We start from the raw sequence: 23212 nt of genomic DNA, 5'->3' as shown, positions 1-23212 counted from the left end.
GCATTCCCGCCCCCTCGGCGCCTTGCCGCGGACCTCAGCGCAGCAGGAGCTGGAGGCCGCCGACGATGGTCGCCGCGATCACGAGCTGCTCGAAAAGCCGCTGGTTGATGCGGTTCACGGCCCACTTGCCGAGCAAGGCGCCGGGCACGACGAACACGGCGAGAGCGGCGTCCAGGAGCAGCGAGGAGCCGTCGATGAGTCCGAGGCCGGCGCTGAAGGGGACCTTGGACACGTTCACGATGAGGAAGAAGAACGCTGACGTGCCGAGGAAGCCGAGCTTCCGGAAGCCCGCCGACAGCAGGTACATCGACATCACGGGACCGCCCGCGTTGGCGACCATCGTGGTGAAGCCGCCGAGGACGCCGTAGGAGCGGGCCTTGGCGCGGCCGGAGCGCGTGGCCACCGAGTCCGGCTCCTCCTCGGCCTCCGCCTTGCGGCGGCGCCAGATCGTCACGCCCGCCATCAGCAGCAGGATCGCGCCGATCGACGTGCGCACGACCGCGTCGTCGGCCCACACCAGGAACAGCGTGCCGACGACCACGCCCGCCGCGACCGCCGGGAACAGCCGCCACAGGGTGGGCCAGTGGGCGTGCCGGCGATAGGTGAGGACGGCGAGGACGTCGCCGACGATCAGGATCGGCAGGAGCACGCCTGTGGAGGCGCGCGCGGGCAGCACTGCCGCGAAGATGGCGAGGCTGACCGTGTTGGCCCCGCTCACGGCGGTCTTGGAGAAGCCGACGAGGAGTGCGGCGAAGGCGAGGGCGGCGAACTCCCAGCCGGATATGTGCCAGAGCGTCATCGTGTCCATGCGGTGACCGATGGTATGTGCAGACATACGGTCCTGTAAGTACCGTCTCGCCAGTTGGCCCCTTCCGCCGTCGGAGGATCCGGATCATGCTGAGGGCCTTGCACCACAGCGGCATCACCGTTCACCGACGCAGCCGGAGGAGAGACATGGCCGACGTCCGCGAGCACGTCCTGACCGGAACCCGGGGCACGATCACCGTCCGCGAATGGCCCCAGGAGCGGCCGCGGTACCTCGCCCTCGTGGTCCACGGCTACGGCGAGCACGTCGGCCGGTACGGGGAGCTGGCCGGGGTCCTGCGCGAGCACGGCGCGGCCGTCTTCGGGCCCGACCACATGGGTCACGGCAGGTCGGCGGGCGAGCGGGTGATGATCGACGACTTCGAGGACGTGGTCACCGACGTCCACACCGTGGCCGAGCTGGCCCGCTCGGCACACCCGGACGTGCCGCTCGTCGTGATCGGGCACTCCATGGGCGGCCTGATCGCCGCCCGTTACGCCCAGCGCCACGGCGACGAGCTCGCCGCGCTCGTGCTGTCCGGGCCGGTGATCGGGGCGTGGGAGCTGCTGGGGCGGCTGCTGGCGTTCGACGAGATCCCCGAGACGCCCATCAGCCCGGCCGCGCTCTCCCGGGACCCGGCGGTCGGGTCGGCGTACGCCGACGATCCGCTGGTCTGGCACGGGCCGATGAAGCGGCCGACGCTCGAGGCGTTCGACCGGACGCTGGAGACCGTCGCCAAGGGCGGCGGCATCGGCCGGCTCCCGCTGCTGTGGGTGCACGGCGACGACGACCGGCTGGTCCCCCTCGCCGGCAGCCGCGTCGGCGTGGAACAGCTCCGCGGTGACCTTCTCACCGAGCGGGTCTATCCCGGCGCCCGGCACGAGGTCTTCAACGAGACGAACAAGACGGAGGTCTTCGCGGACGTCATCCACTTCCTGGACGACGTGCTCACCCGCTGAGACGGCGCCAGGCCTCACCGAGACACTCCGGCGCCGTGTTTGCACCACTTCGGACCCGGGCACTCGCGGCCACATGGACGCACTGGTCCACAACGGCAGGCACTACGCCAGGAGGAGAAGCACCCAATGACCGTGGTGAAGAGCACGCTTCCGGAGCCGGCCCGCAAGATCGCCGGCGAGGCTCTGCAGGACACCCTCGTGGATCTTCTCGGGCTCTCACTGATCGGGAAGCAGGCGCACTGGAACATCGTGGGCCCGCGGTTCCGCTCGATCCATCTCCAGCTCGACGAGGTGGTGGACACGGCACGCACGTACGCCGACACGGTGGCGGAGCGCGCCGCCGCGCTGGGCGTGGCGCCCGACGGGCGGCCCGAGACGATCGCGACGGGCTACACGCTGCCCGGCCCGAAGGAGGGCTGGCTGCGCGACACGGAGGTCGTCCAGGTGATCGTGGACGCCCTGGAGGCGGCGATCGGGCGGCTGCGCGAGCGCATCGCCGCGACCGACGAGCCGGATCCGGTCACCCAGGACCTGCTGATCTCGATCACCGCCGAGCTGGAGAAGCAGCGGTGGATGTTCGACGCCGAGAACTGGCCGCGCGAGAACTGACCCGCGACCGGCCGGAGTGCACGGCGAAGGACCGGAGTACGTACCGATGGAAAGGGGGGCCGATGACCGACGCCCTCGAACTCGACGCGCTGTGGGAGGACTTCCACCGCGCGGTGAACATGACCTCGCAGGAGCTGGCCGCCTGGCTGCGGGTCAGCGACGCCGACGAGACCACCGAGCCGCTGCCCGACCAGGCGGGACCGCCGACCGGGCAGCACGTCCTCGCGATCCTGCAGAAGCGGCGCACCGACCTCACCGACGCCGACGTCCGGGTGATGTACGAGGTGGTGGACACGGTGGCGGAGCAGACGGATCCGGAGAACGAGCCCGCGGCCGAGGACTCCGACCGCAGGCACCGGCTGATGACGATCGGCCACGACCCGCTCAAGCCGTGACCAGCCAGAAGAACGTGGTGCGGGAGCTCGTCGGGGCGCACGGGCGGACCTACGCCGAAGAGGCCGGCATCAAGCTCAAGGACACGCCCCAGCCGCTGTACCGGCTGCTCGTCCTCGCGCTGCTGCTCAGCGCCCGCATCCGCGGGTCCATCGCCGTCGACTCGGCCCGCGAGCTGTACGACTCGGGACTGCGCGACCCGCGCCGGATGGCCGGGGCCGACTGGCAGCAGCGCGTGGACGCGCTGGGCCGCGGCGGCTACCGGCGCTACGACGAGCGCACCGCCACCCAACTCGGCGACGGTGCCGAGCTGTTGAGCAAGCGGTGGGGCGGGGACCTGCGCCGGATGCGCAAGGAGGCGGACGGCGACGTCGGCGAACTGCGCGCCCTGCTCCAGGAGGTCCCGGGCCTGGGCCCGGCCGGCGCCGACATCTTCCTGCGCGAGGCCCAGCGGGTCTGGCCGGAGGTCGCGCCCTACCTGGACGCCAAGGCGCTCGACGGAGCGGAGCGGCTGGGCCTGCCGAAGGACCCCGACCGGATCGTGGAGCTCGCGGGCAGGACCGAACCGGCCGTGCTCGCGGCCGCGTTGGTGCGTGCGGCGCTCGACAAGGACGTGGCGGACGACATCCGGCGGCGCGCCTCGTGACCGTGCGCGGGCTCAGGTGAGCCCGCCCCGGAGGAACTCGGCGAGCGCGCTCAAGTCCCGCTCGCCGAAGCCCTTCTCGACGGCCTCCCCGACCGACTGCCGGTTGGCGGAGGCCTGTCGCACGGGCGCGCCCACCCGCTCCGCGAGCGCCAGCGCCAGATCCAGGTCCTTGGCGACGAGTTCGAGCGTGAAGGCGACCGGGACCCGGTCCGGGTGCAGATACGCATCCTTCTTGTACCGCACGAACGGCGCCGCCGCGGCTCCCGAGGCGAACACCTCGTACGCGGACTCCCGAGGCACCCCGGCCCGCTCGGCGAGCACGAGGGCTTCCGCGAGGGCCTGGTTGAGGCCCATCAGAAGGGAGTTGACCGCGAGCTTCATCGCGGCGCCCGTGCCGAGGGGGCCGAGCGGCACGACGTGGGCCGCGAGGACGTCCAGCACGGGCCGGACCCGATCCAGGGCGGCGGCGTCTCCGCCCGCCATGACCGTGAGCGCGCCCTGTTCCACCACGCTGACGCTGCCGGAGACAGGGGCGTCCAGCAGGACCGCGCCCGCCTTCTCGACGCCCCGGCTCAGCGCGATCACCGTCTCGGGGCCGACGGTGCTTGTCTCCAGGACCACCGTGCCGCCGCTCAGCCCGGCGACGATGCCGTCCTGCCCGCCGTAGACCCGCCGCACGGCCGCGTCGTCGGCGAGGGAGACCAGGACGACGTCCGCCGCCGTGGCGGCCTCGCGGGGTGTGCCGGCGACGGTCGCCCCGGTCGCTTCGGCCTTCGCCGGCGTGCGGTTGTACGCCGTCACCGGGAAGCCCGCCGCGCGCAGCCGTACCGTCATGGCCGCGCCCATCCGGCCCGTGCCGATCACCGCCACGCGCGGTTTCGTGTCGCCGGCCCCGGTGGCGCTCACCCCAGCAGCCACCCCCCGTCCACGCTCAACTCCACCGCGTTGACGGACCTGTTGCTCAGCAGGAAGTCCACGGCGTCCACGACGTCGGCCATGGTGGCGAGGCGTCCGGTCGGGGTCCGCGCCCGCAGTCCGGCCAGCACCTCCTCCGGCTTGTCCCGCCAGTAGGGGCTGTCGCCGACGACGCCCGGGTGGACGGCGTTGACGCGCACCGGGGCGAGTTCGACCGCGAGGGTGTTCACCAGGCCCCGTACACCCGCGTTGACGGTCGCGACCGTGGTGGCGCCGGGGTAGGGGCGTTCCTTGGCCTGGCCGCCGAACAGGACGATCGCGCTGTCGTCGTGCATCTGGGGCCGCAGGCGGTGGACGACCTCGGTGTAACCGACGAGTTTGAGGGTCACCAGACGCAGGGCGGCGGTGATGTCGTACTCCGTGGCCCGGTTCTCGTCGCGGGAGATGCCCGCGAGGACGAGGTGGTCGACGCGTCCGACGTCCGTGAGCGCCCCGGCGAGTTCGCGCGGCCGGGACAGGTCCAGCGCGAGGCCGCTGGCGCCGATCTCCTTGGCGACGGCGTCGGCGCGGTCTGCGTCGCGGCCGGTGAGGACGACCTCGTCGCCCCGTTCCGCGCGCACGCGCGCCAACTCGCGGCCGATGCCCGACGTGCCGCCGACGACCACCAGGCTGCTCATGACTCCAGCGCCTCCCTCAGATACTCCCAGTCCCGTGTGAACCGGTACGAGTGGCGCGGTGGCGGCTGCGGCGCCTGTGTCTCCAGCCAGCGCAGCGGTCCCTGACCGGCGTTGGCGAAGCCGTGCACGCAACCGGCCCCCGCCCAGGCGCAGTCGCCGGGCCCGAGCCGGTGGTGCTCGCCGTCGAAGACCGCGTCCGCCTCGCCTTCGAGGAAGTAGTACGTCTCCTCGAAGGGGTGGTCGTGCGTGCCCGCGACTCCGTCGGGCGTGTACTGGACCATGAACATCGTCGAGGCGACCGCGCCGAGGTCGCCGTCGACCATCATCTTGACCGTGATGCCGCTGTAGACGAGCAGCGCGGTGCGCATGCTCGCGGAGACGGCCAGCAGGTCCTGGGACTGTTTGCCCGGGTCCATCTGGGCGGGCTCGAAGTGGCCGAAGGAGCGGGTGCGCGGGTCGCGGACGTCGATGCGCACGGGGTGCCGCGCGGGCAGGTCGCGGACCGCCTGCGTGTCGTGCCCGTAGCGGGCCCGTGGCACGGGGGCGAGCATGTCCGCCCAGCGCGCGACGGTCTCGCCTGCGCCGCGCCAGGCGTGCGGGACGCCGGTCGGGAGGATGCCGTAGTCGCCCTCTTCCAGGAGGTAGGAGCCCTCCGGCACGTCGAGGACGACCGTGCCGTCGAGGATGTGGGAGCTCTCCTCGTAGGAGTGCACATGCGCCGGCACCCGGCCGTCCGGGCGCAGTTCGCACAGGCCGAAGCCGGTGTGCACGCTGCCGTCGTCCTCGCCGACCAACTCACGCCGCAGATAACCGAGTTGGTCGTAGGGCGGCGCGGGCACGTCCGCGGCCCGTCGCACCAGATGCCGGGTCATGCCGTCTGCTTCGCCTCCTTCGCCGCCAGCAGACGGTCGCGGGACTCGTCGACGAGCCGGCGGGCCCGCGCGACGTCGGCCAGCAGCTTCCCGTCGCGCTTGCAGATCTCGCCGTCGACGATGACCGTCTCGACGTTGGAGACGTCCGCGCACAGCGTGACCGCGGCGGCCGCGTCGTGCACCGGTGCCATGTTCAGTGCGGTGGCGTCGAGGGCGACGACGTCGGCGCGCTTGCCGGGGGTCAGGGAACCGGTGCGGTGCTCCAGTCCCGCGACATGCGCGCCGTTGGCCGTCGCCGCCTCCAGCATCCGACGTGCCGTCAGCATCGTTTCGGGGACGGGCACATCGGCCTGCCAGCACTCGGCGTTGACCCGGGCGCGCTCGGCGCCGAAGGCCGCGCGGATCTGGGTGAACATGTCGCCGGGCACGGTGGTGACGACGTCGATGCTCAGGCTGGGCCGAAGACCGTACTCGACGGCCTTCATCACGGGCGGCCAGCCGTGTCCCATCTGGGTCTCCACCTGGGGCGCGATCGAGACCGTGCCGCCGCTGTCGGCGACCATCCGCCATTCGTCCTCACTGAGGTAGCAGCAGTGGATATAGGTGGTGTCGGGGCCGAGGAGGCCCATCTCGTGCAGCTGCTTGACCATGCCGAAGCGGCCGGCGAGCCGTCCCATGGCCACGTGCACGGTGATGGGGATGTCCAGATCGCGGGCGAGGGCCCATTCGGAGGTGACGACGTCGGCCAGGCAGAAGCCGGGGCCACGGGTGGCCAGGGCCATGGTCAGCAGGCCGTCGTCGGAGGCGAAGTACTTGGTGCGGATACGGTGGACGTCGTCCCCGGGTATCGCGATCTTGCTCTCGAACCAGTAGTCGGCCAGGGAGGTGTTGGCGCTGCCGTAGGCGTACTGGGCGCGGATGCCGCTGGCGCCGAGCGCCTGGATCGCGGCGTCCGGGTGGTCGGGGGTGTTGTTGATGTGGGACCAGTCGACGAGCGTGGTGATGCCGGCGTTGATGCACTCCAGGGCGCCCGCGAGGTTGGCCGCGTAGACGTCCTCGGGGGTGTAGAGCGGCGCGAAGGTGTCGAGGATGTCGACGAAGTAGTCGTCGAGGGTGGCGTCGGGGGCGACGCCGCGGATCGAGGCCTCCCAGGTGTGGCGGTGGGTGTCGACGAAGCCGGGGATCACGATGCGCCCGGCCATGTCGAGGACCTCGGCGTCCGCGCTGATCTCCGGCTGCACGGCCACGATCCGGCCGTCCTCGATGAGGACGTCACCCTTCGGCAGGTCACCGACGGAGGCGTCCATGGAGATCACGTGTCCGGCGCGAAGGAGTTTCCGATCGGTCATCGCGCTTCCTCCTCAAGGGTGTTCAGTACGCGGCGAGGCTCCGGACGGCCGCCACGACCTTGTCTACGGTGGGGATGACCCGCTCCTCGAGCGCGTCGGCGAACGGCAGCGGGACGCACTCCCCCGCCACCCGGCGCACGGGCGCGTCCAGCAGGGAGAACCCCTCGTCGGCGACGACCGACACGAGGGTGGCGCCCCAGCCACCCTGGTAGGGGTTCTCCTCGACGGTCACGAGCCGCGACGTCCCGGCGAGGGAGGCGAGGACGGTGGCGGTGTCCAGGGGGACGAGGCTGCGCAGATCGACGACCTCCACCTCGATGCCCTCCTCGGCGAGCTGCGCGGCGGCCCTGAGCCCCACCGGCACCATCGAGGCGAGCGCCACCAGTGTCACGTCGGCGCCTTCCCGGACGACGGCCGCGCGGCCCAGCTCGACCACGTGACCGGGCGGCGGCGGGGCGCCCTTGCTCGCCAGTAGCCCCTTGTGCTCGAAGAAGACGACGGGGTCGTCGCTGCGGATCGCCGCCGCCATCATGCCGATGACGTCGGCGGGCGTGGCAGGGGCGGCGATCTTCAGCCCCGGTACGGTCAGCGCCCAGTTCTCCGTGGCCTGCGAGTGCTGGGCGCCGAAGCCGAGACCGCCGCCGTTGGCGGTGCGCACGACGAGGGGCACGGTGACCTGACCACCCGTCATGTACCGCACCTTGGGGATCTCGTTGGCGAGGTAGTCCCAGCAACAGGCCAGGAAGTCCGAGAACATGATCTCGGCGACCGGTCGCATCCCGGTCATCGCGGCGCCCATCGCCGCGCCCACGATGGCCTGTTCGGAGATCGGCGTGTCCCACACCCGCTCGGGGCCGAACTCCTTCAGCAGCCCGGCGGTCGTCTTGAACACCCCGCCCGCCTCGCCGATGTCCTCCCCCAGGCATACGACGGCCGCATCGCGCCGCATCTCCCGCGCGATGCCCTCGGCGACCGCCTCCCGGTAGGTGATGACGCCACGGTCCGTCTTCACGTCCGCCATGCCGCACCTCCGTCCGCCCACACGTCGGTCATGGCCTGGTCCGGGTCGGGCGGCGGCGCGCTCTTGGCCGCCTCGACGGCCTTGTGCACGAGGTCACGGGCGCGCTCGTCGGCCGCCGTGAGCGTCTCCTCGGGGACGCCCAGCTCGGCGAGCCGTCCGCGGGCGACGTCCAACGGGTCGTGCTTGAGCCAAGGTTCGACCTCCTCGGCCGGGCGGTAGGTGGCCGGGTCGGCACGGCTGTGCCCGAAGTGGCGGTAGGTCTCGGCCTCCAGCAGGGCGGGCCCGTCTCCTGCCCGGGCCCGCCGGGCGAGGCCGGCCACCGCGTCCTGGACCGCGACGACGTCGTTGCCGTCGACGACCTCGCCCGGGATGCCGTAGGAGGGGGCCCGGTCGGCGGCGGGCCGGGCCACGGCCGTGACGTCGGCGATGGGCGTGTACTCCATGTACAGGTTGTTCTCGCAGACGAACAGCACGGGCAGCTTCCATACGGCGGCCAGGTTGAGCGCCTCGTGGAAGGCGCCGATGTTGGTCGCGCCGTCGCCGAAGAAGGCGACCGCGATCTGCCCCGTGCCGCGCAGCCGGGCCGACCAGGCGGCGCCGACCGCCATCGGGAGGTGGGCGCCGACGATGGCGTAGGAGCCGAGCATGTTCGCGGAGGCCTTGGTCAAGTGCATGGAGCCGCCCTTGGCCCGGCACAACCCCGTGGCACGGCTCATGAGTTCGGCGAGGCACTCCTCGGGTGTGGCGCCGCGGGCCATGGCGTGGTGGTGGCCGCGGTAGGTGGCGAAGACGTAGTCGTCGGGGCGCAGCGCGGCACTCGCGCCGACCGCGATCGCCTCATGGCCCGCGGCGAGATGGGTGGTGCCCTTGACCAGGCCGGACAGGAACAGGTCGTGCGCGGCCTTCTCCGTACGGCGGATGACGGCCATCTGCTCGTACAGGGCGAGGAGTTCGTCCCGGCCGGCCATCAAGCGCCCCCGTTGCGGCGGGTGTTGAGGTGGGACTGGGACTCACGGCGGGTGTTGAGCTCGCCGCCGACGGTCCAGTACTTGCGGCCCGCGACCAGCAGCTCCTCGGCCGGGAACTTGGTGATGACCTCGCAGCCGTCTGCGGTGACGACCAGCTCCTCCTCGATACGGGCCGCCGACCAGCCGTCGGCGGCCGGCCAGTAGGTCTCCAGGGCGAACACCATGCCCTCTTCGAGGACTTCGGGGTGGTCGAGGGAGACCAGCCGGCTGAAGATGGGCTTCTCCCAGATGGACAGTCCGACGCCGTGGCCGTACTGGAGGGCGAAGGCGGCGGTCTCGTCGGCGAAGCCGAACTCCTCGGCGCGCGGCCACACTTGCACGATGTCGGCGGTGGTGGCGCCGGGGCGGACGAGGGCGATGGCCTCGTCCATGTACTCGCGGCAGCGGACGTAGGCGTCGCGCTGGGCGCGGGAGGCGCTGCCCACGGCGAAGGTGCGGTAGTAGCAGGTGCGGTAGCCGAGGTGGCTGTGCAGGATGTCGAAGAAGGCGGGGTCGCCGGGGCGGATCAGACGGTCGCTGTAGACGTGCGGATGGGGTGAACAGCGTTCGCCGGAGATGGCGTTGACGCCTTCGACGTATTCGCTGCCGAGGTCGTAGAGGACCTTGCTGACGAGGCCGACGCACTCGTTCTCGCGCACCCCGGGGCGCAGGTGTCCGTACAGCTCCTCGTACGCGGCGTCGACCATGGCGCAGGCCTGGGTGAGCAGGGAGATCTCGTCGCGGGTCTTGGTGCGGCGGGCCTCCAGGAAGACCTGCTGGCCGTCGACGACGTCGATGCCCTCCGCGCGCAGGGCGGTCAGGACGGGCATCTCGGCGACGTCGACGCCGAGGGGTTCGCCGGCGAGGCCGTGTTCGCGCAGTTCGGCGGCGATCTTGCGGGCCACGTCCTCGGCGATGCCGGCGTCCGGGTGGAAGGCGCCGCGCAGGGTGGAGATCCCGGCCCGGGCACCGGTGGGCTCGCCGCCCTTGCCGTCGCTGTAGTCCAGCCACGGGTTGTAGAGCTGGTGGTGGCGGGCGGCGGAGCCGAAGTCCCAGACGACGGGTTCGCCGCCGCGCACCAGCAGGGCGAAGCGGATCAGCTTGTCGATCGCCCAGGTGCCGATGTGCGTGGCGCTCATGTAGCGGATGTTGGCGAAGTCGAAGCTCAGCACGGCGCCGAGCGAGGAGCTGTTCAGCTTCTCGTCGAGCCGGGACAGGCGCTCCTTGCGCAGCCGGTCCAGGTCGACGCGCTCTTCCCAGTCGACGGCATTGGGGCCGTATGTACGGATCGCCATGGCGACCACCCCCACTTCGGAGTGAACGACCATGTGGCACAGGTGTCAAGTGTCACTGAACACGAACCAGACACCGACGGCCGGCTCCGCGCCGTCGTTGCGGTAGCGGTGCGGGGTCGTCGACTCGAAGCAGACCGCGTCGCCCGGGCGCAGCGTGTACTCCTCGAAACCGAGGGTGAGGACCAGCTCACCCGAGGTCAGGCAGCCGTACTCGGTGCCCGCGTGCCGCATCAGGCCGCCGGAGCCGGAGGAGGCGCCACCCGGCCGGTAGGTCACCTGGAGGAAGTCGACGTCCGTGCCGGGAACGTGTCCGAGCCGCTCCCACACCACCCCCGAGTCCAGCTCCAGCACGTCCCGCTCCCCCGGCGTGACCACCGGTCCGATACGGCGGCCGGGGTCGGCGGCGAAGGCGGCGAGCGCGCGCAGGACGGGCGCCTGCGCGGCCGCCGGGGACACGGCGGCGACCGGGGAGACCGCAGCCGCCTCGCCGGCGTCGAAGAGCGACTCGACGGAGATCCCGAGCACCGTCGTGATGGCGTAGAGCGTGCTCACCGACGGCTGGCTCTTGCCGGTCTCGATCTGGGAGACCAGGCTCGCGGAGACACCGACGTCCCGCGCGAGCGCGCGCAGGCTCACGCCTTTCGCCAGGCGCGCCTGGCGGATGCGCGCCCCGACGGGCGGCACGGCGGCGGGAGACACGGCGGCTCCTCTCCGGTGCGGGGTGTGCAGCCCCATTGAACAGCCGGGGCGGACCGGGGCGCCAGAGCCGCAGGTGAGGCCCGTCGTGCGTCAGGCCTCCAGGCCGAGCACACGCGCGATGGTGCGCAGCACGCCGTTGTCGTTGTTGGAGGGGGCCAGGTGGCGGGCCCGGGCGACGACGTCCGGGTGGGCGTTGGCCATGGCGAAGGACCAGTCGGCGGCGTCCAGCATCTCCAGGTCGTTGAGGTAGTCGCCGAAGACCATGGTCTGCGCGGGCGTGATGCCCAGCTCGTCCTGGAGCCGGCGCAGGGCGGCGCCTTTGTTGGCGGTGCGGTTCATGACGTCGACCCAGTGCTCGCCGGAGACGACGACCTGGTGGGTGGCGGCGAAGGGTGCCAGCGCGGGCGCGGTGGTGTGCTCGGCGGAGCCGAAGTCGAAGAGGGCGATCTTGATGACGTCGTCGTCGACCGCGGTGGCGTCCTCGACGACGCGGTGCTCGACGTAGTACTTGCGCACCTCGGCCAGGAACGCCTGGTCGCCGCGCTCGACGTAGGCGGAGCGCTTGCCGCAGACGACGGCGCCCACGTCCACGCCGTCGGCCGCGAGGCGCCGCACCGCCTGCACGACACCGGCCGCGACGCCGGTCTCCAGCGGATCCGAGCTCAGCTCCTCGCCGTCGCGCACCACATAGGTGCCGTTCTCCGCGATGAACACCATGTCCTCGGCCACCGCGGCGAACTCCCGCGCCAGCGTGGCGTACTGGCGTCCGCTCGCCGGGCTGAACAGCACGCCGCGCCGGCGCAGCTCGGCCAGGGTCTCCCACAGCCCCGGCGGGATCCGCTTGGCGTCGTCCAGGAGCGTGCCGTCCATGTCGGTGACGATCAGCCGGATGTCGGCGGCACCGGTGGACGGGGCGGTGGCGGTGCGGAGGGGCGAGGGAGCCGAGGACATGACCTGCTTCCGGATACGGGCGTGACGGGGCGCCGGAGGACCTACGGCGGTCCCGTCACCCTACGCGAACTGCGTGAACGGTCAGTTTCCGGACCGGATCAGTCCCGTCAGGTACCGCCACAGCGAGGAGCGCCGCCCGGCGGAGGGCCCCGGCACGGCAGTCGCGTCGGACGCGGCCTGTTGCGGCGCGGCCTCCGCCACGTCCTCCACCGCCGTCCGCGGCGCGGACCGCAGCTGCGGTCCGGTCAGCTCGTAGCGCACGGGCAGCGAGCGCAGCCCCCGCATGAAGGGCGAGGAGCGCCAGGGCAGCTGGTCGACGGGGAGGGCGAGCTCGATGTGCCCGAACCGTTCGAAGAGGCGGCTCACGCCGACCGCCGCGATGGACGAGGCCAGCTCGCGGGCCGGGCACTGGCGGGGCCCCGCGCCCCAGGACAGGTGGGCCCGGCTGCTGATGCTGGAGTCCGGTGCCATCCGGTCGGCGAAGAGGGGGTCGGCGTGCGCGGCGGCGGCGGAGACCCACACCGGGTCGCCGGCGCGGACGGTGTACTTGCCCAGCCGGGTGTCCTCGGTGGCGAACCGCGGCACGAAGTTGACCAGCGGCGGCTTGCGCATGACCACGCGGTTCATGGACTCGCGCACCATGCCGGCGGACAGGGCGGTGCGTACGCCGCCCTCGCTCTCCCCGGAGATCACCTCGACGACCGTGTTGGAGATGAGGATGCCGACGTGGTCGGAGACCATGCCGAGCAGCATGAACAGCTCCCGGGCCAGGGCGTCGACCGGCAGGTCCGGGTGGGCGGCCACGAGGTGGGAGGGGAAGTCGTCGCCGGGCTCCCCGATCTTGGTGGCGGCCAGTTCGGAGAGCGTGACCAGCAGGCGTTGCAGGGCGGGCTCGGCGTCGGGCCCCGCGTCCAGCACGCGCCACATGTCCATCAGGGCGTCGTCGCCCTGCGAGGAGGGGAAGCCGAGCAGGTGGCTGGCGGCCATCAGCGGGAGCGGACGGGAGAACTGCGCCGACAGGTCGGCCGTGCCGGTGCGGCCGCCCTGTCCGAGCAGGGTGATCAGTTCGTCGGCGTAGCCGGTGACGGCGGCCTTGAGGCGCTTGGCCTGCGGCTTGCGCGGGTCCTGGAACGGCCGCAGCGCCATGTCCCAGGCGCCGCGCAGGGTGCGGTAGGCCGGGCCGCCCTGGATCAGCACGTGGTTGACCTCGAGAGAGGGGGCGAGCGGCCAGTCGGCGGGCACCCGGCCCTCCGAGCGGGCCCGCCAGTTCTCCAGCCCCTTGGGCCAGGCGGCGTCGTTCTGGAGCACCTCGAAGGACTCGCGGTAGCCCAGCACGAGCCAGGCCGGGACGCCCAGCAGGTCGACCGGCGCGACCGGCCCGTGGTGCCTCCGCAGCCGCTCGTAGACGAGCTCGGGGCGGGTCTCGTAGTCCCGGGTCAGCAGGGGCTGCGGGGCGAGGTCCTCCAGGCGGGTGCCGTCCGGCTCCAGAGACCCTTCGCCGTCGTCGACCAGGTGGAACTCCATGGCTGCGGCGCCCCCTTCGACCCTGCGCGTGGCGGTCCGCGGGCGGCGGATGCGTGCGGACCCGGGAGGGACCGTACCTCAGGAGTCACACGTGTCACACGGCGGGGTACTGGCGGGTAGCAAGCGGCATCCACGGCGTCGCTCGCGGCCGCCCGCGATGCCGCCCGGCGTCATTCCCGCTCGCCGCCGCCGGCCATCATCCGCTCCAGCCGGTCGAAGCGCTCGTGCAGGGCGTGGACGGTCTCCTCGCTCAACTCCCGGGCGTGGCGCCCTGGATGGTGGCGGCGCCGCTGTTCCCGCCCGACGAACCAGGTCGCGAGGGCGGCCGTGACCAGGCCGTACGTGGTGATCCCGACGACCATCACGACCACCGCGACGACGCGGCCGCCGAAGGTGACCGGGAAGAAGTCGCCGTAGCCGACGGTCGTCGCCGTCTCGACGGCCCACCACAGCGCCTGCGGGTAGGTCCTCAAGTTGGCGCGCCGGGCGTCCTGTTCGGCCACGACGACGGCCCAGGCGCCGAGCAGCATCACCACGCCCAGGACGGCCGTCGCCGCGCCCGCCGCCTTCACGTGCAGCGAGCGGCCCTCCCGGCCGAGCAGCAATTCGACCGCTCTGGCGAGGAATCCGGGCAGCATGGTCACTCCTTGGGTCACTCCGGCATGGCGCCAGTGTCACCGCGGACGGACGGGCGGGCATGCCGGAGGAGGCGTTCGGGTTGCGGCGGGGCGGACTCCCCCGAACGGACCGGTGCACTGGTGAGGCGCTGCCGCCGATGGTGCGCTGAGGGAAGCCCCTGCTGTCGCGGTATCTCTGGAGGCATCCGCCATGTCCCGACGTCCGTCCCTCCCCCACGGCCCGAAGGGCATGGCAGGTGCCCCCACCGTCCGCGTGCTCCCCTACGCGTTGGCGACGACCGCGCTGCTGGCCACCGCGGCCTGTTCCGGCAACGGCGGCGGCTCCGGGCCCACCGCCTCGGCGCTGCCACGTCTGACCACGGCCGGTGCGCAGGCCGCGCTGATCAACGAGGGCGACATCGAGGACGGCTGGAACCAGGTCAAGGACGCCGCCAAGTGGAGCGACACGCTCCTGATCGGCAAGGTCGACGTCGCCGGCTTCCTCACCGCCAAGGCCAACGCCGCCGACTGCCAGAAACTCCTCGACGCCCTCTACGACGACGACCTGCTGGGCAAGCCGTCGGGCGCGTCCGCGCTGCGCGGCTTCCAGCAGGGCGACTCGCGCCTGCTCTACCAGGTCGCCTCCTACGACTCCGCCGAACTGAGCTCCGCGCAGGCGTGGCTGAAGACGCTGCCGGTCAAGTGCGACCAGTTCACCGCGACCGACGCCAAGGGCGGCAAGCGCACGGTCCAGGTCACCGAGGGCACGGTGCCCGCCGTGGGCGACTCCCGGCAGGACCTGCGCGTGGTGGTGCAGGGCACCACGAACGGCGAGGCGACCACGCTCACCCTGGACGTGGCCGTCGTCCGGGTCGGCGACGACGCGATCACCATCACCGCGGGCGGCCTCGGCGGCGCCGAGCAGCAGTCCACCGGACAGGCGGCGACCAAGGGCACGCAGCGCCTGAAGGACGTCCTGTCCGGCAAGACGCCGGCGGCCGGTCCGGCCAACTTCCGCTGACCCCCCACGATTCGGCCACGTCAGCCGATTCCGCACCCCGATCAGCCGATTCCCCGGCGTTCACCGGACACCGTGATCACCGGGCGGCACAATGGCCACGACGGCCGCAGGCGTGCGAGAAGGAGCTGAGTCGTGACGGAGAGCCACACCCCTTCGGGCGGGTCGGCGGTGCTCAACACCGGCGTGGCGCACAACGCGCGCGTGTGGAACTACTGGATCGGCGGCAAGGACAACTACGAGGTCGACCAGCAGGTCGGCGAGCACGTCGCCGGAATGTTCCCGGTCATCCGCGACATCGCCCGCGCCGACCGCCGGTTCCTGGGCCGGGCGGTGCGCTTCCTCGCCGAGGAGCGCGGGGTGCGGCAGTTCCTGGACATCGGCACCGGCCTGCCCACCGGGGAGAACACGCACCAGATCGCCCAGCGCGTCGCCCCCGGGGCACGGATCGTCTACGTCGACAACGACCCCCTCGTCCTCACCCACGCCCGCGCCCTGCTCAACGGCACCTCCGAGGGCGCCACCGACTACGTCGACGCGGACGTGCGCGACCCGGCCGCGATACTGCAACGGGCCGCCGGGACGCTCGACTTCGGCGAGCCGGTCGCGGTGATGATGCTGGGCATCCTCAACTTCGTGCTGGACACCGAGGAGGCCCGCGACATCGTCCGCCGCGTCATGGCCGAGATGTCCTCCGGCAGCTTCCTGGTCCTCACCCACCCGACCTTCGACGACGACCTCGGCGGGGCGGGCCAGATCCCGGCGATGAAGTTCTGGAACGAGAACGCCACCCCGCCGATCACCGCTCGCGGCGGCGCGGACATCGCCGCCTTCTTCGAGGGCCTGGAGCTGCTCGACCCAGGTCTGGTGTCGTGCTCCCGCTGGCGCGCCGAATCCGAAACGCCTGCCCTGGTACCGCAGTTCGGCGCCGTGGCCGTGAAACCCTGACGTACGTGCCATTCGCCGAGGACGTACCCGTGGAGGACGTATGACCACCCTTGCCGATCCCGTCCCCGGCGGGCGCCCCGGTGACGTCGAGCGGGCCACCGCGCTCGGCGGCGAACTGTCGGGCCGGGGCGTGCACGGCATCGTGCTGTCCTACGTCGACACCGCCGGCGTGTGCCGGATCAAGACGGTCCCGACGGCCAAGCTCGCCTCCGCGGCGGCCTGGGGCGTCGGCATGTCACCGGTCTTCGACACCTTCTTGTCGAACGACTCCATCGTCGCCACCGACGTCCTCGGCTCCCCGGACGGCGACCTGCGCCTCTACCCCGACCTCGACCACCTGACCGTCCTGGCCGGGCAGCCCGGCTGGGCCTGGGCGCCCGTCGACCGCATCACCCAGGAGGGCGAGCCGCATCCCGGCTGCGGCCGTACGGCGCTGCGCCGGATCGTCTCCGCGGCCGCCGAGCGGCACGGCCTGACCTTCCGGGCCGCCGTCGAGGTGGAGTGGGCCGTCGGCCAAGGCCCCGCGGAGGGCGGGGAGTTCGTGCCCGCGACGACGGGGCCCGCGTACAGCGCCACCCGGCAGATCGAGCTCAGCGACTACACCGCCGACCTGCTGGCCGCCTTCGCCGCTCAGGGCGTGGACGTCGAGCAGGTCCATCCCGAGTACGCGGCCGGTCAGTTCGAGATCTCGGTGGGCGCCCTCGACCCGGTGGCGGCGGCCGACCGCAGCGTGCTGGTGCGGCAGACGATCCGGGCCGTGGCCCGGCGCCACGGGCTGGTGGTCTCCTTCTCCCCCGCAGTCTTCGCCGAGGGCGTCGGCAACGGCGGCCACGTCCATCTCTCCGCCTGGCGCGACGGCGTCAACCTGCACTCCGGCGGCGGAGGCCGCTACGGCATGACGCCCGACGCCGAGTCCTTCGCGGCCGGCGTGCTCACCCACCTCCCGGCCCTCACAGCCGTCACCGCGCCCAGCCCGGCAAGCCACCTGCGGCTCAAACCCTCCCAGTGGGCAGGGGTGTTCACCTGCTGGGGCCGCGAGACCCGCGAGGCCGCGGTGCGTGTCGTCACGGGCACGGCGGGCCTGCGCGACCAGGCCGCGAACCTGGAGGTCAAACCGGTCGACCTGGCCGCCAACCCCTACCTCGCCCTCACCAGCCTGATCGCGGCGGGACTGGACGGCCTGACCTCCTCCACTCTCCTGCCCGAGGAGATCACCGGCGATCCGGCCCGCCTCGACGCGGCGGACGCGGCGGCCCGCGGTGTCCGGCGCCTGCCGACCTCCCTCGCCGACTCCGTCGCGGAGTTCCGCAAGGACGAGCAGCTGCGGACCGCGCTCGGCCCGGTCCTCGCGGACGCCGTGATCGCCGTACGGCAGGGGGAGATCGCGGCGGTCGACGGCCTGGACGACGAGCGGGTGGCGGCGGCGTACCGCTGGAAGTACTGACGTGGGCGCGGTCCGGGAGGCGCTCGACGCGCTGGAGCTCGTGGACCACCACTGCCACGGCCTCGTCACCGCCGACCTGCCCCGGGACGCCTTCGAGGAGCTGATCACCGAGGGCGGTACCTGGCCCGGGATCTCCTCCTTCGACAGCCCGGTCGGCCTGGCCGTCCGCCGCCACTGCGCCCCGCTGCTCGACCTGCCCCGGCACGCGCCGCCCGACGAATACCTCGCGCGCCGCGCCGAGTTGGGTGCGCAAGAGGTGAACCGCCGCTTCCTGGCCGCTTCGGGGACGGGCGTGTTCTGCGTGGACACCGGCTACGCGCCGGACCGGCTGACCACTCCGGCGGAGCTGGCCGGAGCGGCCGGCGGGACCGCGTACGAGGTCGTACGCCTGGAGAACCTCGCCGAGTCGGTGGCCGCTCGCGGGGTCGAGGCCGGCGACTACGGCGACGCCTTCCAGCAGGCCGCGCACGAGGCCGTGCGGGGGCCGGGCGTGGTCGGGGTGAAGTCCGTGGCCGCCTACCGCACCGGCTTCGACCTCGACCCGGCCCGCCCGTCCCGGACCGAGGTGACGCAGGCGGCCCGGCGCTGGCTGACGCGCGGCGGCCGGCTGGACGATCCCGTCCTCGTACGGCATCTGCTGTGGACGGCGGTCGACCTCGGCCTGCCGCTCCAACTGCACACCGGCTTCGGCGACAACGACATCCGCATGCACCGGTCCGACCCCACCCACCTCACCGACTGGCTGCATCTGAGCGGCGGCGCGATCCCCGTCCTGCTGCTGCACTGCTGGCCCTACCAGCGCCAAGCCGCCTATCTGGCCGCGGTGTTCGAGCACGTGTATCTGGACGTGGGCCTCACCCTGCACTACGTGGGCCCGGCGCGTGCCCGGGCCGTCCTGGCGGAGGCATTGGAGATCACGCCGTTCCGCAAGCTGTTGTACAGCTCCGACGCCTATGGTGTGGCGGAGTTCTACCGTCTCGGTGCGCTCGCCTTCCGCCACGGTCTGGCCGCTCTGCTGCAGGACCGGGTCGACGCCGACGAGCTGAGCCTGCCCGACGCACTGCGTATCGCGGAGTGGGCAGGCGCACACAATGCCTCTCGGGTCTACCGCCTTTCCGGCCCCTCCTGAAAGTATGATCAAGCAATGTCTGACATGACCGAAACCACGCCGGGCTGGCTGAGCGCCGACGACCTCGAATCGGCGCGTGCCCGTATGCCGATCCTGTACGTCGAGGCCGTGCCCGTGCGCGTGGACGACAGCGGCGAAGTCACCAGTGTCGGCGTACTGCTGCGCATCGGCCCGGAGGGCACGGTCAGCCGGACCCTGGTCTCCGGCCGGGTCCTGCACCACGAGCGGGTCCGTGACGCGCTGCTGCGCCACCTGGAGAAGGACCTCGGCCCGGTCGCGCTGCCCCGGGTCCCGGCGTCCCTGCAGCCCTTCACGGTCGCGGAGTACTTCCCGACGCAGGGCATCACGCCGTTCCACGACCCGCGCCAGCACGCGGTGTCCCTGGCCTATGTCGTCCCGGTCTCCGGTGACTGCCGGCCCCGGCAGGACGCCCTGGACCTGGTCTGGTTCAGCCCCCAGGAGGCCGCGTCGGAGGCGGTGCAGGGCGAGATGCCCGGCGGGCACGGGGTGCTGCTCAAGCAGGCTCTGGCCCACGTGGGCTGCTCGGTCTGAGCGTCGCGCTGAACGGCGTGACCGGGCGCTCCTGGCGCTCGCCGTCCACGATGATGTCGACGGCCTCGTTGAAGAAGGCGAGGAGTCCGCGGATCGGGCCCACCGCGGGCAGCGGCTCCGCGTAGCTCCAGACCAGGTTGGGCGGCACGTCGGCCTCGCCGCGCCAGGACCAGTACTCGGCGGTGCCCTTGTAGGGGCAGCCGGTGTGGTGGTCGGTGGGTTCGAGCAGATCCAGGCGGACGTCCTGGCGCGGGATGTAGTAGCGCGTGGGCAGGGCGGTCTCGAACAGCAGCACCGGCCGTCGGGTGTCGGCGACGAGCGTGCCGTCGATCTCCACCTGCACATGCCGGCTGCTGGGCATGGAGTCGACGCGTTTGTGCGGGTCGCGGGGGTGGATGAAGATCTCTTCCTCCTCCTCGTACCAGTGGTCCAGACCCCTGCCCGGACGCCGGAACCACTCGAAGGCGATGTGGTCGGCCAGGTCGGCGGACGGGAAGGTCCAGGCGGCGTTCGCCGTCCGCTGCTCGCCGACTTCGAGGTCGTAGAAGATCTGCGAGCCGGTGTGGGTGCCGGTGTGCGGGTTCTTGGCGGGGCGCAGGAGGTCTTCGCGTACGTCGGCGCGGGGGAAGGCGTACTGCGGCACGGGCAGCTCGGGTTCCCAGACAAGGACGGGTCGGCGGCTGTCGACGACGGTGACATCGCCCTTGACGCCGCGCACCCAGCGCTCGCTGGGCTCCCAGTGGAGGCCTTCTGGGGTGGTGCGCAGGGATCGCTCGGTCGGGAGTGGGCTCATGCCTCCAGTCACGCACAGCGGGAGGGGACCTGCCAGGGGTGGTGTGCGCCATGATGTGCCCATGGACCTTGAGCGGTACCGGGGCGAGCTGGTGGCGTACTGCTATCGGATGCTGGGCTCGTTCCACGAGGCCGAGGATCTGGTGCAGGAGACGATGCTGCGGGCGTGGAAGGCCCGTGATCGCTACGACGCCTCGCGCGCGTCGGTGCGGACCTGGCTGTACCGGATCGCGACGAACGTGTGCCTGACCGCGCTTCAGGGGCGGGCGCGACGGCCGCTGCCGTCCGGGCTGGGCGCGCCGAGCGAGGACCCGGGGGCCCCGCTGACGCCGGCCTTCGACATCCCGTGGCTCCAGCCGTTCCCCGACTCCCGCTACGACGTCGAGGTGCGGGCCGATCTGCGGCTGGCGCTGGTGGCCGCGCTGCAGGTGCTGCCGGCGCGGCAGCGTGCGGTGCTGGTGCTGCGGGAGGTGCTGGAGTTCAGTGCCGCGGAGGTCGCCGAGCAGCTCGGGACGACGGTCGCGGCCGTCAACAGTTCGTTGCAGCGGGCCCGGGCGGCGGTCGCCGGCGTGGGCGATCCCGGCGAGGTGCCCGAGCCTGACGACGCCGAGGCACGGGGCGTGGTGCAGCGGTACGCGCGGGCCTTCGAAGCCGCCGACGTCCCCGCGCTGGTGCGGCTGCTGACCGACGCGGCCGTGCTGGAGATGCCGCCGGTGCCGCTGTGGTACCGCGGGCGCCGCGACTACGGCCTGTTCATGGACCGCGTGTTCGCGTTGCGCGGCACGGACTGGCGCACCCGGCCGCTCACCGCCGGCGGGCAGCCGGCGCTGGCCGCGTACGCGCCCGCGCCGGACGGCGGGCACCGGCTGCACACGCTGCAGGTCTTCGCCGTCACCGGCGGGCGGATCGCGAGCAACGTGGTGTTCGCCGATCCGCGGGTGTTCGCGGCCTTCGACCTGCCCGAGGAGATTTCTTCGGAGAAATTCGAGAGCGGGCGATGAGTCCGGTCGGTGGCACCGGTACATACCGGTGAGCGCCGATCGAGACATCCGAGAGGACATCGCCATGAGCGTCATCGTCATCGCCTTCACCACCCTGGACGGAATCACCTCCGACCCCGACGGCCGCGGCGGCACACCCGGCGGCGGCTGGATGTTCCGGCACGGCCCCGAGGCGGCCGCGGGGGACAAGTTCCGGCTCGGGGCCACCCTGGACGAGGGAGTCATGCTGCTGGGCCGCACCACCTGGGAGCAGTTCTCCCAGCTGTGGCCGGGCCGCGACGACGAGTTCTCCGGGCGCATGAACGCCGCGGCGAAACTCGTCGCCACCCGCACCCTCACCGACGTCTCCGCCTGGTCCAACTCCCGGCTCCTGGAGGGCGACCTGGTGGACGCGGTCAAGCGGGAGCGGCGCGACGTGATCGTCGCGGGCAGCCTGAGCGTGGTCCACACCCTGATGGCGGAGGACCTGGTCGACGAGTACCGCCTGATCACCTTCCCCACCGTCGTGGGCAGCGGCGACCGCCTGTTCCCCGCGGGCGACTCACCCGTAGACCTGGAGTGCGTGTCGGCCGAGCAGATCGGCCAGGCCGTCTTCGCGCGCTACCGCAGGGCCGGGCGATGACCGCCCGGTTCCTCGTCCTGTACGAGGCCCCGGCCGACCCCGCGGCGTTCGACCGGCACTACCGCGAGGTCCATCTCCCGCTGGCCCACCGGCTGCCCGGCCTGCGCCGGTACACGCTGGGCGACCGCCCCGCGGACGTGCGCGGGAGCCAACCCTGCTATCTGGTCGCGGAGTTGGAGTGGGACACGATGGAGGAGTTGCGCGCCGCGTTCGCCTCCCCGGAGGGCCGCGCCTGCGCGGAGGACGCGGTGCGTCTGCAGGATCTCGCACCGGTGCGCAGCATGGTCTTCGACGTGGCCGAGCCCTGAACCTCCCGGTCATGAGGCGGTGGATCAGCGGGCCGCGTCCAGGCGCGCCCGCTGGTCCGCGGTCAGTTCCAGGTCCGCCGCCGCCAGGTTCTCCTCCAGTTGGGCCACCGACGAGGCGCCGACCAGCGGAATGATCGGGAGTTCGCCTCCCAACTGCCAGGCCAGGACGACCTGGTTGGGCGTCGCCCCCGTTTCGCGCGCCACGTCGTGCAGGGCCGCGAGGCGGGGCGCGGTGCCCGGGTGGTCGTAGTCGGAGGGGAGCCGGTCCGGATGGGTGTAGGCGCCCTTGAGGAGGGGTGAGTAGGCGACCAGGGTGAGGGCCTTCTCGGCGCGCAGATAGGTGAGGAGGTCGGGGCCGACGTGACCGAGGCTGCCGTCGGGGAACATGTCGTCGGGCACGTCGGTGCGCGGGCGCAGGTAGCTGTGTGCGTACTGGAGGACCTCGTAGCCGGGCAGGCCGCCCGCTGCGGCGAGGGCGCGGGCTCGCTCCACCCGCCAGGCTGACTGGTTGCTCACGCCGAGCAGGCCGACGGTGCCCTCGCCGACGAGTTCCCCGAAGGCCTCGACGGTCTCGCGCTGCGGGACCGTGGGGTCGTCGATGTGGGCGTAGAGGAGGTCCAGCCTGTCCACGCCGAGCCGTTGCCGGCTGCGCTCGGCGGACTCGCGGACGACCTTCGCGGACAGGCCCTCCGGGTTGTCGACGTAGCTGGTGCCGGGGGCCAGCGGACGGGCGCCGAGCTTGGTCGCGATGACGATCTCGTCGCCGATGCCGCGGCTGCGCCGCCACCGGCCGAGGAGCTCCTCGCTCTGCCCGCCCTGGCCGCCGTCCTCCCAGAACGCGTAGTTGTCTGAGGTGTCGACGAAGGTGCCGCCGGCCTCGACGTAACGGTCGAGGACGGCGAAGGACGTCACCTCGTCCGTGCGTGAGCCCATGAGCATCGCTCCGAGGGCGATGACGCTCACCTCACGGCAATTTGCCGGGTCGCTTCCGATCGTTCGGTACTTCATGGGTCTCCCTCCCGTTCGTGCCCGGGGTTCCGGACACGAACGGGAGTCTTC

Annotated in this window: 26 protein-coding genes; 12 read left to right on the top strand and 14 right to left on the bottom strand. The window is 72.3% G+C overall.

Annotated features, from left to right (window positions below; translation table 11 throughout):
* Positions 1-34: 34 nt before the first annotated feature.
* Positions 35-808 (bottom strand): sulfite exporter TauE/SafE family protein, encoded by a 774-nt coding sequence (locus ACGFYN_RS41395; protein ID WP_393871175.1) that lies wholly within the window; start codon positions 806-808, stop codon positions 35-37.
* A gap of 146 nt (positions 809-954) precedes the next feature.
* Here ACGFYN_RS41395 and ACGFYN_RS41390 point away from each other — a divergent pair, with 146 nt between their 5' ends.
* The 4 genes from ACGFYN_RS41390 to ACGFYN_RS41375 all read left to right on the top strand — a co-directional run bounded on the left by ACGFYN_RS41390 (position 955) and on the right by ACGFYN_RS41375 (position 3412).
* Positions 955-1764, top strand: a complete 810-nt coding sequence (locus ACGFYN_RS41390; RefSeq protein WP_393871174.1) for an alpha/beta hydrolase — start codon at positions 955-957, stop codon at positions 1762-1764.
* Positions 1765-1890: 126 nt separating this feature from the next.
* A complete protein-coding gene (locus ACGFYN_RS41385) occupies positions 1891-2373 on the top strand; it encodes a Dps family protein (RefSeq protein ID WP_393871173.1) in 483 nt (160 codons plus the stop codon).
* A gap of 62 nt (positions 2374-2435) precedes the next feature.
* The gene (locus tag ACGFYN_RS41380) at positions 2436-2768 is read left to right on the top strand and encodes a DUF3140 domain-containing protein (protein ID WP_393871172.1); all 333 of its coding nucleotides are present in this window, start codon (positions 2436-2438) and stop codon (positions 2766-2768) included.
* Positions 2765-3412 carry an endonuclease gene (locus ACGFYN_RS41375; RefSeq protein WP_393871171.1) on the top strand — a complete coding sequence of 216 codons (648 nt, stop codon included), beginning with the start codon at positions 2765-2767 and terminating at the stop codon, positions 3410-3412. The genes ACGFYN_RS41380 and ACGFYN_RS41375 overlap by 4 nt, the downstream gene beginning before the upstream one ends.
* A gap of 12 nt (positions 3413-3424) precedes the next feature.
* Here the strand turns inward: ACGFYN_RS41375 and ACGFYN_RS41370 are convergent, their stop codons facing one another.
* From ACGFYN_RS41370 to ACGFYN_RS41320, 11 genes are all read right to left on the bottom strand, one after another.
* The gene (locus ACGFYN_RS41370) at positions 3425-4318 is read right to left on the bottom strand and encodes an NAD(P)-dependent oxidoreductase (protein WP_393871170.1); all 894 of its coding nucleotides are present in this window, start codon (positions 4316-4318) and stop codon (positions 3425-3427) included.
* Positions 4315-5004 (bottom strand): SDR family NAD(P)-dependent oxidoreductase, encoded by a 690-nt coding sequence (locus ACGFYN_RS41365; protein WP_393871169.1) that lies wholly within the window; start codon positions 5002-5004, stop codon positions 4315-4317. The genes ACGFYN_RS41370 and ACGFYN_RS41365 overlap by 4 nt, the downstream gene beginning before the upstream one ends.
* Positions 5001-5876 carry a cupin domain-containing protein gene (locus ACGFYN_RS41360; RefSeq protein WP_393871168.1) on the bottom strand — a complete coding sequence of 292 codons (876 nt, stop codon included), beginning with the start codon at positions 5874-5876 and terminating at the stop codon, positions 5001-5003. Before ACGFYN_RS41360 ends, ACGFYN_RS41365 begins: the two co-directional genes overlap by 4 nt.
* On the bottom strand, positions 5873-7225 hold the full coding sequence (locus ACGFYN_RS41355) for an amidohydrolase family protein (RefSeq protein ID WP_393871167.1): 1353 nt from the start codon (positions 7223-7225) through the stop codon (positions 5873-5875). The genes ACGFYN_RS41360 and ACGFYN_RS41355 overlap by 4 nt, the downstream gene beginning before the upstream one ends.
* A gap of 22 nt (positions 7226-7247) precedes the next feature.
* Positions 7248-8246, bottom strand: a complete 999-nt coding sequence (locus ACGFYN_RS41350; protein WP_393871166.1) for an alpha-ketoacid dehydrogenase subunit beta — start codon at positions 8244-8246, stop codon at positions 7248-7250.
* A complete protein-coding gene (locus tag ACGFYN_RS41345; RefSeq protein WP_393871165.1) occupies positions 8234-9214 on the bottom strand; it encodes a thiamine pyrophosphate-dependent dehydrogenase E1 component subunit alpha in 981 nt (326 codons plus the stop codon). Before ACGFYN_RS41345 ends, ACGFYN_RS41350 begins: the two co-directional genes overlap by 13 nt.
* Positions 9214-10548: a M24 family metallopeptidase gene (locus tag ACGFYN_RS41340; RefSeq protein ID WP_393871164.1), complete on the bottom strand. Its 1335-nt coding sequence runs from the start codon at positions 10546-10548 to the stop codon at positions 9214-9216. The genes ACGFYN_RS41345 and ACGFYN_RS41340 overlap by 1 nt, the downstream gene beginning before the upstream one ends.
* Before the next feature lie 45 nt (positions 10549-10593).
* Complete coding sequence (locus tag ACGFYN_RS41335; RefSeq protein WP_393871163.1) at positions 10594-11247, bottom strand: helix-turn-helix domain-containing protein; 654 nt, start codon at positions 11245-11247, stop codon at positions 10594-10596.
* 90 nt (positions 11248-11337) lie between these two features.
* Positions 11338-12198: a Cof-type HAD-IIB family hydrolase gene (locus tag ACGFYN_RS41330; protein ID WP_393871162.1), complete on the bottom strand. Its 861-nt coding sequence runs from the start codon at positions 12196-12198 to the stop codon at positions 11338-11340.
* A gap of 81 nt (positions 12199-12279) precedes the next feature.
* The gene (locus ACGFYN_RS41325; protein ID WP_393871161.1) at positions 12280-13722 is read right to left on the bottom strand and encodes a cytochrome P450; all 1443 of its coding nucleotides are present in this window, start codon (positions 13720-13722) and stop codon (positions 12280-12282) included.
* A gap of 170 nt (positions 13723-13892) precedes the next feature.
* Entirely contained in the window at positions 13893-14360 is a 468-nt protein-coding gene (locus ACGFYN_RS41320) for a potassium channel family protein (protein ID WP_393871160.1), read from the bottom strand.
* Between the two features lie 190 nt (positions 14361-14550).
* Here ACGFYN_RS41320 and ACGFYN_RS41315 point away from each other — a divergent pair, with 190 nt between their 5' ends.
* The 5 genes from ACGFYN_RS41315 to ACGFYN_RS41295 all read left to right on the top strand — a co-directional run bounded on the left by ACGFYN_RS41315 (position 14551) and on the right by ACGFYN_RS41295 (position 19430).
* Complete coding sequence (locus tag ACGFYN_RS41315; protein ID WP_393871159.1) at positions 14551-15360, top strand: hypothetical protein; 810 nt, start codon at positions 14551-14553, stop codon at positions 15358-15360.
* Between the two features lie 132 nt (positions 15361-15492).
* Positions 15493-16305, top strand: coding sequence for an SAM-dependent methyltransferase (locus ACGFYN_RS41310; RefSeq protein ID WP_393871158.1), 813 nt, complete (start codon positions 15493-15495; stop codon positions 16303-16305).
* Positions 16306-16345: 40 nt separating this feature from the next.
* Entirely contained in the window at positions 16346-17749 is a 1404-nt protein-coding gene (locus ACGFYN_RS41305) for a glutamine synthetase family protein (protein ID WP_393871157.1), read from the top strand.
* Position 17750: 1 nt separating this feature from the next.
* A complete protein-coding gene (locus ACGFYN_RS41300; protein WP_393871156.1) occupies positions 17751-18878 on the top strand; it encodes an amidohydrolase family protein in 1128 nt (375 codons plus the stop codon).
* A gap of 15 nt (positions 18879-18893) precedes the next feature.
* Positions 18894-19430, top strand: a complete 537-nt coding sequence (locus tag ACGFYN_RS41295) for an NUDIX hydrolase family protein (protein WP_393871155.1) — start codon at positions 18894-18896, stop codon at positions 19428-19430.
* Here the strand turns inward: ACGFYN_RS41295 and ACGFYN_RS41290 are convergent.
* Positions 19393-20223, bottom strand: a complete 831-nt coding sequence (locus tag ACGFYN_RS41290) for a DUF427 domain-containing protein (RefSeq protein ID WP_393871154.1) — start codon at positions 20221-20223, stop codon at positions 19393-19395. The genes ACGFYN_RS41295 and ACGFYN_RS41290 overlap by 38 nt on opposite strands.
* Here ACGFYN_RS41290 and ACGFYN_RS41285 point away from each other — a divergent pair.
* The 3 genes from ACGFYN_RS41285 to ACGFYN_RS41275 all read left to right on the top strand — a co-directional run bounded on the left by ACGFYN_RS41285 (position 20222) and on the right by ACGFYN_RS41275 (position 22153).
* A complete protein-coding gene (locus tag ACGFYN_RS41285; RefSeq protein ID WP_393871153.1) occupies positions 20222-21223 on the top strand; it encodes a sigma-70 family RNA polymerase sigma factor in 1002 nt (333 codons plus the stop codon). The two genes, ACGFYN_RS41290 and ACGFYN_RS41285, sit on opposite strands and share 2 nt — an antisense overlap.
* A 64-nt stretch (positions 21224-21287) precedes the next feature.
* Positions 21288-21845: a dihydrofolate reductase family protein gene (locus tag ACGFYN_RS41280; protein ID WP_393871152.1), complete on the top strand. Its 558-nt coding sequence runs from the start codon at positions 21288-21290 to the stop codon at positions 21843-21845.
* Positions 21842-22153 (top strand): EthD family reductase, encoded by a 312-nt coding sequence (locus ACGFYN_RS41275; RefSeq protein ID WP_393871151.1) that lies wholly within the window; start codon positions 21842-21844, stop codon positions 22151-22153. Before ACGFYN_RS41280 ends, ACGFYN_RS41275 begins: the two co-directional genes overlap by 4 nt.
* 24 nt (positions 22154-22177) lie before the next feature.
* Here ACGFYN_RS41275 and ACGFYN_RS41270 read toward each other — a convergent pair whose 3' ends face one another.
* Positions 22178-23161, bottom strand: coding sequence for an aldo/keto reductase (locus ACGFYN_RS41270; RefSeq protein WP_393871150.1), 984 nt, complete (start codon positions 23159-23161; stop codon positions 22178-22180).
* Between the last annotated feature and the right edge of the window lie 51 nt (positions 23162-23212).

The organism is Streptomyces sp. NPDC048419 (assembly GCF_043200415.1).
Classification (GTDB): domain Bacteria; phylum Actinomycetota; class Actinomycetes; order Streptomycetales; family Streptomycetaceae; genus Streptomyces.
The sequence above is the reverse complement of the archived record's forward strand: the minus strand, read 5'-3'. Positions and strand labels throughout refer to the sequence as shown.

Bases quoted from the DNA above. Each gene is read 5' to 3' on its own strand.
- ACGFYN_RS41390 (WP_393871174.1), top strand. From the start codon at position 955: ATGGCCGACGTCCGCGAGCACGTCCTGACCGGAACCCGGGGCACGATC.
- ACGFYN_RS41365 (WP_393871169.1), bottom strand. From the start codon at position 5,004: ATGAGCAGCCTGGTGGTCGTCGGCGGCACGTCGGGCATCGGCCGCGAG.
- ACGFYN_RS41315 (WP_393871159.1), top strand. From the start codon at position 14,551: ATGTCCCGACGTCCGTCCCTCCCCCACGGCCCGAAGGGCATGGCAGGT.
- ACGFYN_RS41340 (WP_393871164.1), bottom strand. From the start codon at position 10,548: ATGGCGATCCGTACATACGGCCCCAATGCCGTCGACTGGGAAGAGCGC.
- ACGFYN_RS41385 (WP_393871173.1), top strand. From the start codon at position 1,891: ATGACCGTGGTGAAGAGCACGCTTCCGGAGCCGGCCCGCAAGATCGCC.
- ACGFYN_RS41320 (WP_393871160.1), bottom strand. From the start codon at position 14,360: ATGCTGCCCGGATTCCTCGCCAGAGCGGTCGAATTGCTGCTCGGCCGG.
- ACGFYN_RS41285 (WP_393871153.1), top strand. From the start codon at position 20,222: ATGCCTCCAGTCACGCACAGCGGGAGGGGACCTGCCAGGGGTGGTGTG.
- ACGFYN_RS41350 (WP_393871166.1), bottom strand. From the start codon at position 8,246: ATGGCGGACGTGAAGACGGACCGTGGCGTCATCACCTACCGGGAGGCG.
- ACGFYN_RS41290 (WP_393871154.1), bottom strand. From the start codon at position 20,223: ATGAGCCCACTCCCGACCGAGCGATCCCTGCGCACCACCCCAGAAGGC.
- ACGFYN_RS41295 (WP_393871155.1), top strand. From the start codon at position 18,894: ATGTCTGACATGACCGAAACCACGCCGGGCTGGCTGAGCGCCGACGAC.
- ACGFYN_RS41395 (WP_393871175.1), bottom strand. From the start codon at position 808: ATGGACACGATGACGCTCTGGCACATATCCGGCTGGGAGTTCGCCGCC.
- ACGFYN_RS41270 (WP_393871150.1), bottom strand. From the start codon at position 23,161: ATGAAGTACCGAACGATCGGAAGCGACCCGGCAAATTGCCGTGAGGTG.
- ACGFYN_RS41380 (WP_393871172.1), top strand. From the start codon at position 2,436: ATGACCGACGCCCTCGAACTCGACGCGCTGTGGGAGGACTTCCACCGC.
- ACGFYN_RS41345 (WP_393871165.1), bottom strand. From the start codon at position 9,214: ATGGCCGGCCGGGACGAACTCCTCGCCCTGTACGAGCAGATGGCCGTC.
- ACGFYN_RS41355 (WP_393871167.1), bottom strand. From the start codon at position 7,225: ATGACCGATCGGAAACTCCTTCGCGCCGGACACGTGATCTCCATGGAC.
- ACGFYN_RS41305 (WP_393871157.1), top strand. From the start codon at position 16,346: ATGACCACCCTTGCCGATCCCGTCCCCGGCGGGCGCCCCGGTGACGTC.
- ACGFYN_RS41360 (WP_393871168.1), bottom strand. From the start codon at position 5,876: ATGACCCGGCATCTGGTGCGACGGGCCGCGGACGTGCCCGCGCCGCCC.
- ACGFYN_RS41275 (WP_393871151.1), top strand. From the start codon at position 21,842: ATGACCGCCCGGTTCCTCGTCCTGTACGAGGCCCCGGCCGACCCCGCG.
- ACGFYN_RS41325 (WP_393871161.1), bottom strand. From the start codon at position 13,722: ATGGAGTTCCACCTGGTCGACGACGGCGAAGGGTCTCTGGAGCCGGAC.
- ACGFYN_RS41330 (WP_393871162.1), bottom strand. From the start codon at position 12,198: ATGTCCTCGGCTCCCTCGCCCCTCCGCACCGCCACCGCCCCGTCCACC.
- ACGFYN_RS41280 (WP_393871152.1), top strand. From the start codon at position 21,288: ATGAGCGTCATCGTCATCGCCTTCACCACCCTGGACGGAATCACCTCC.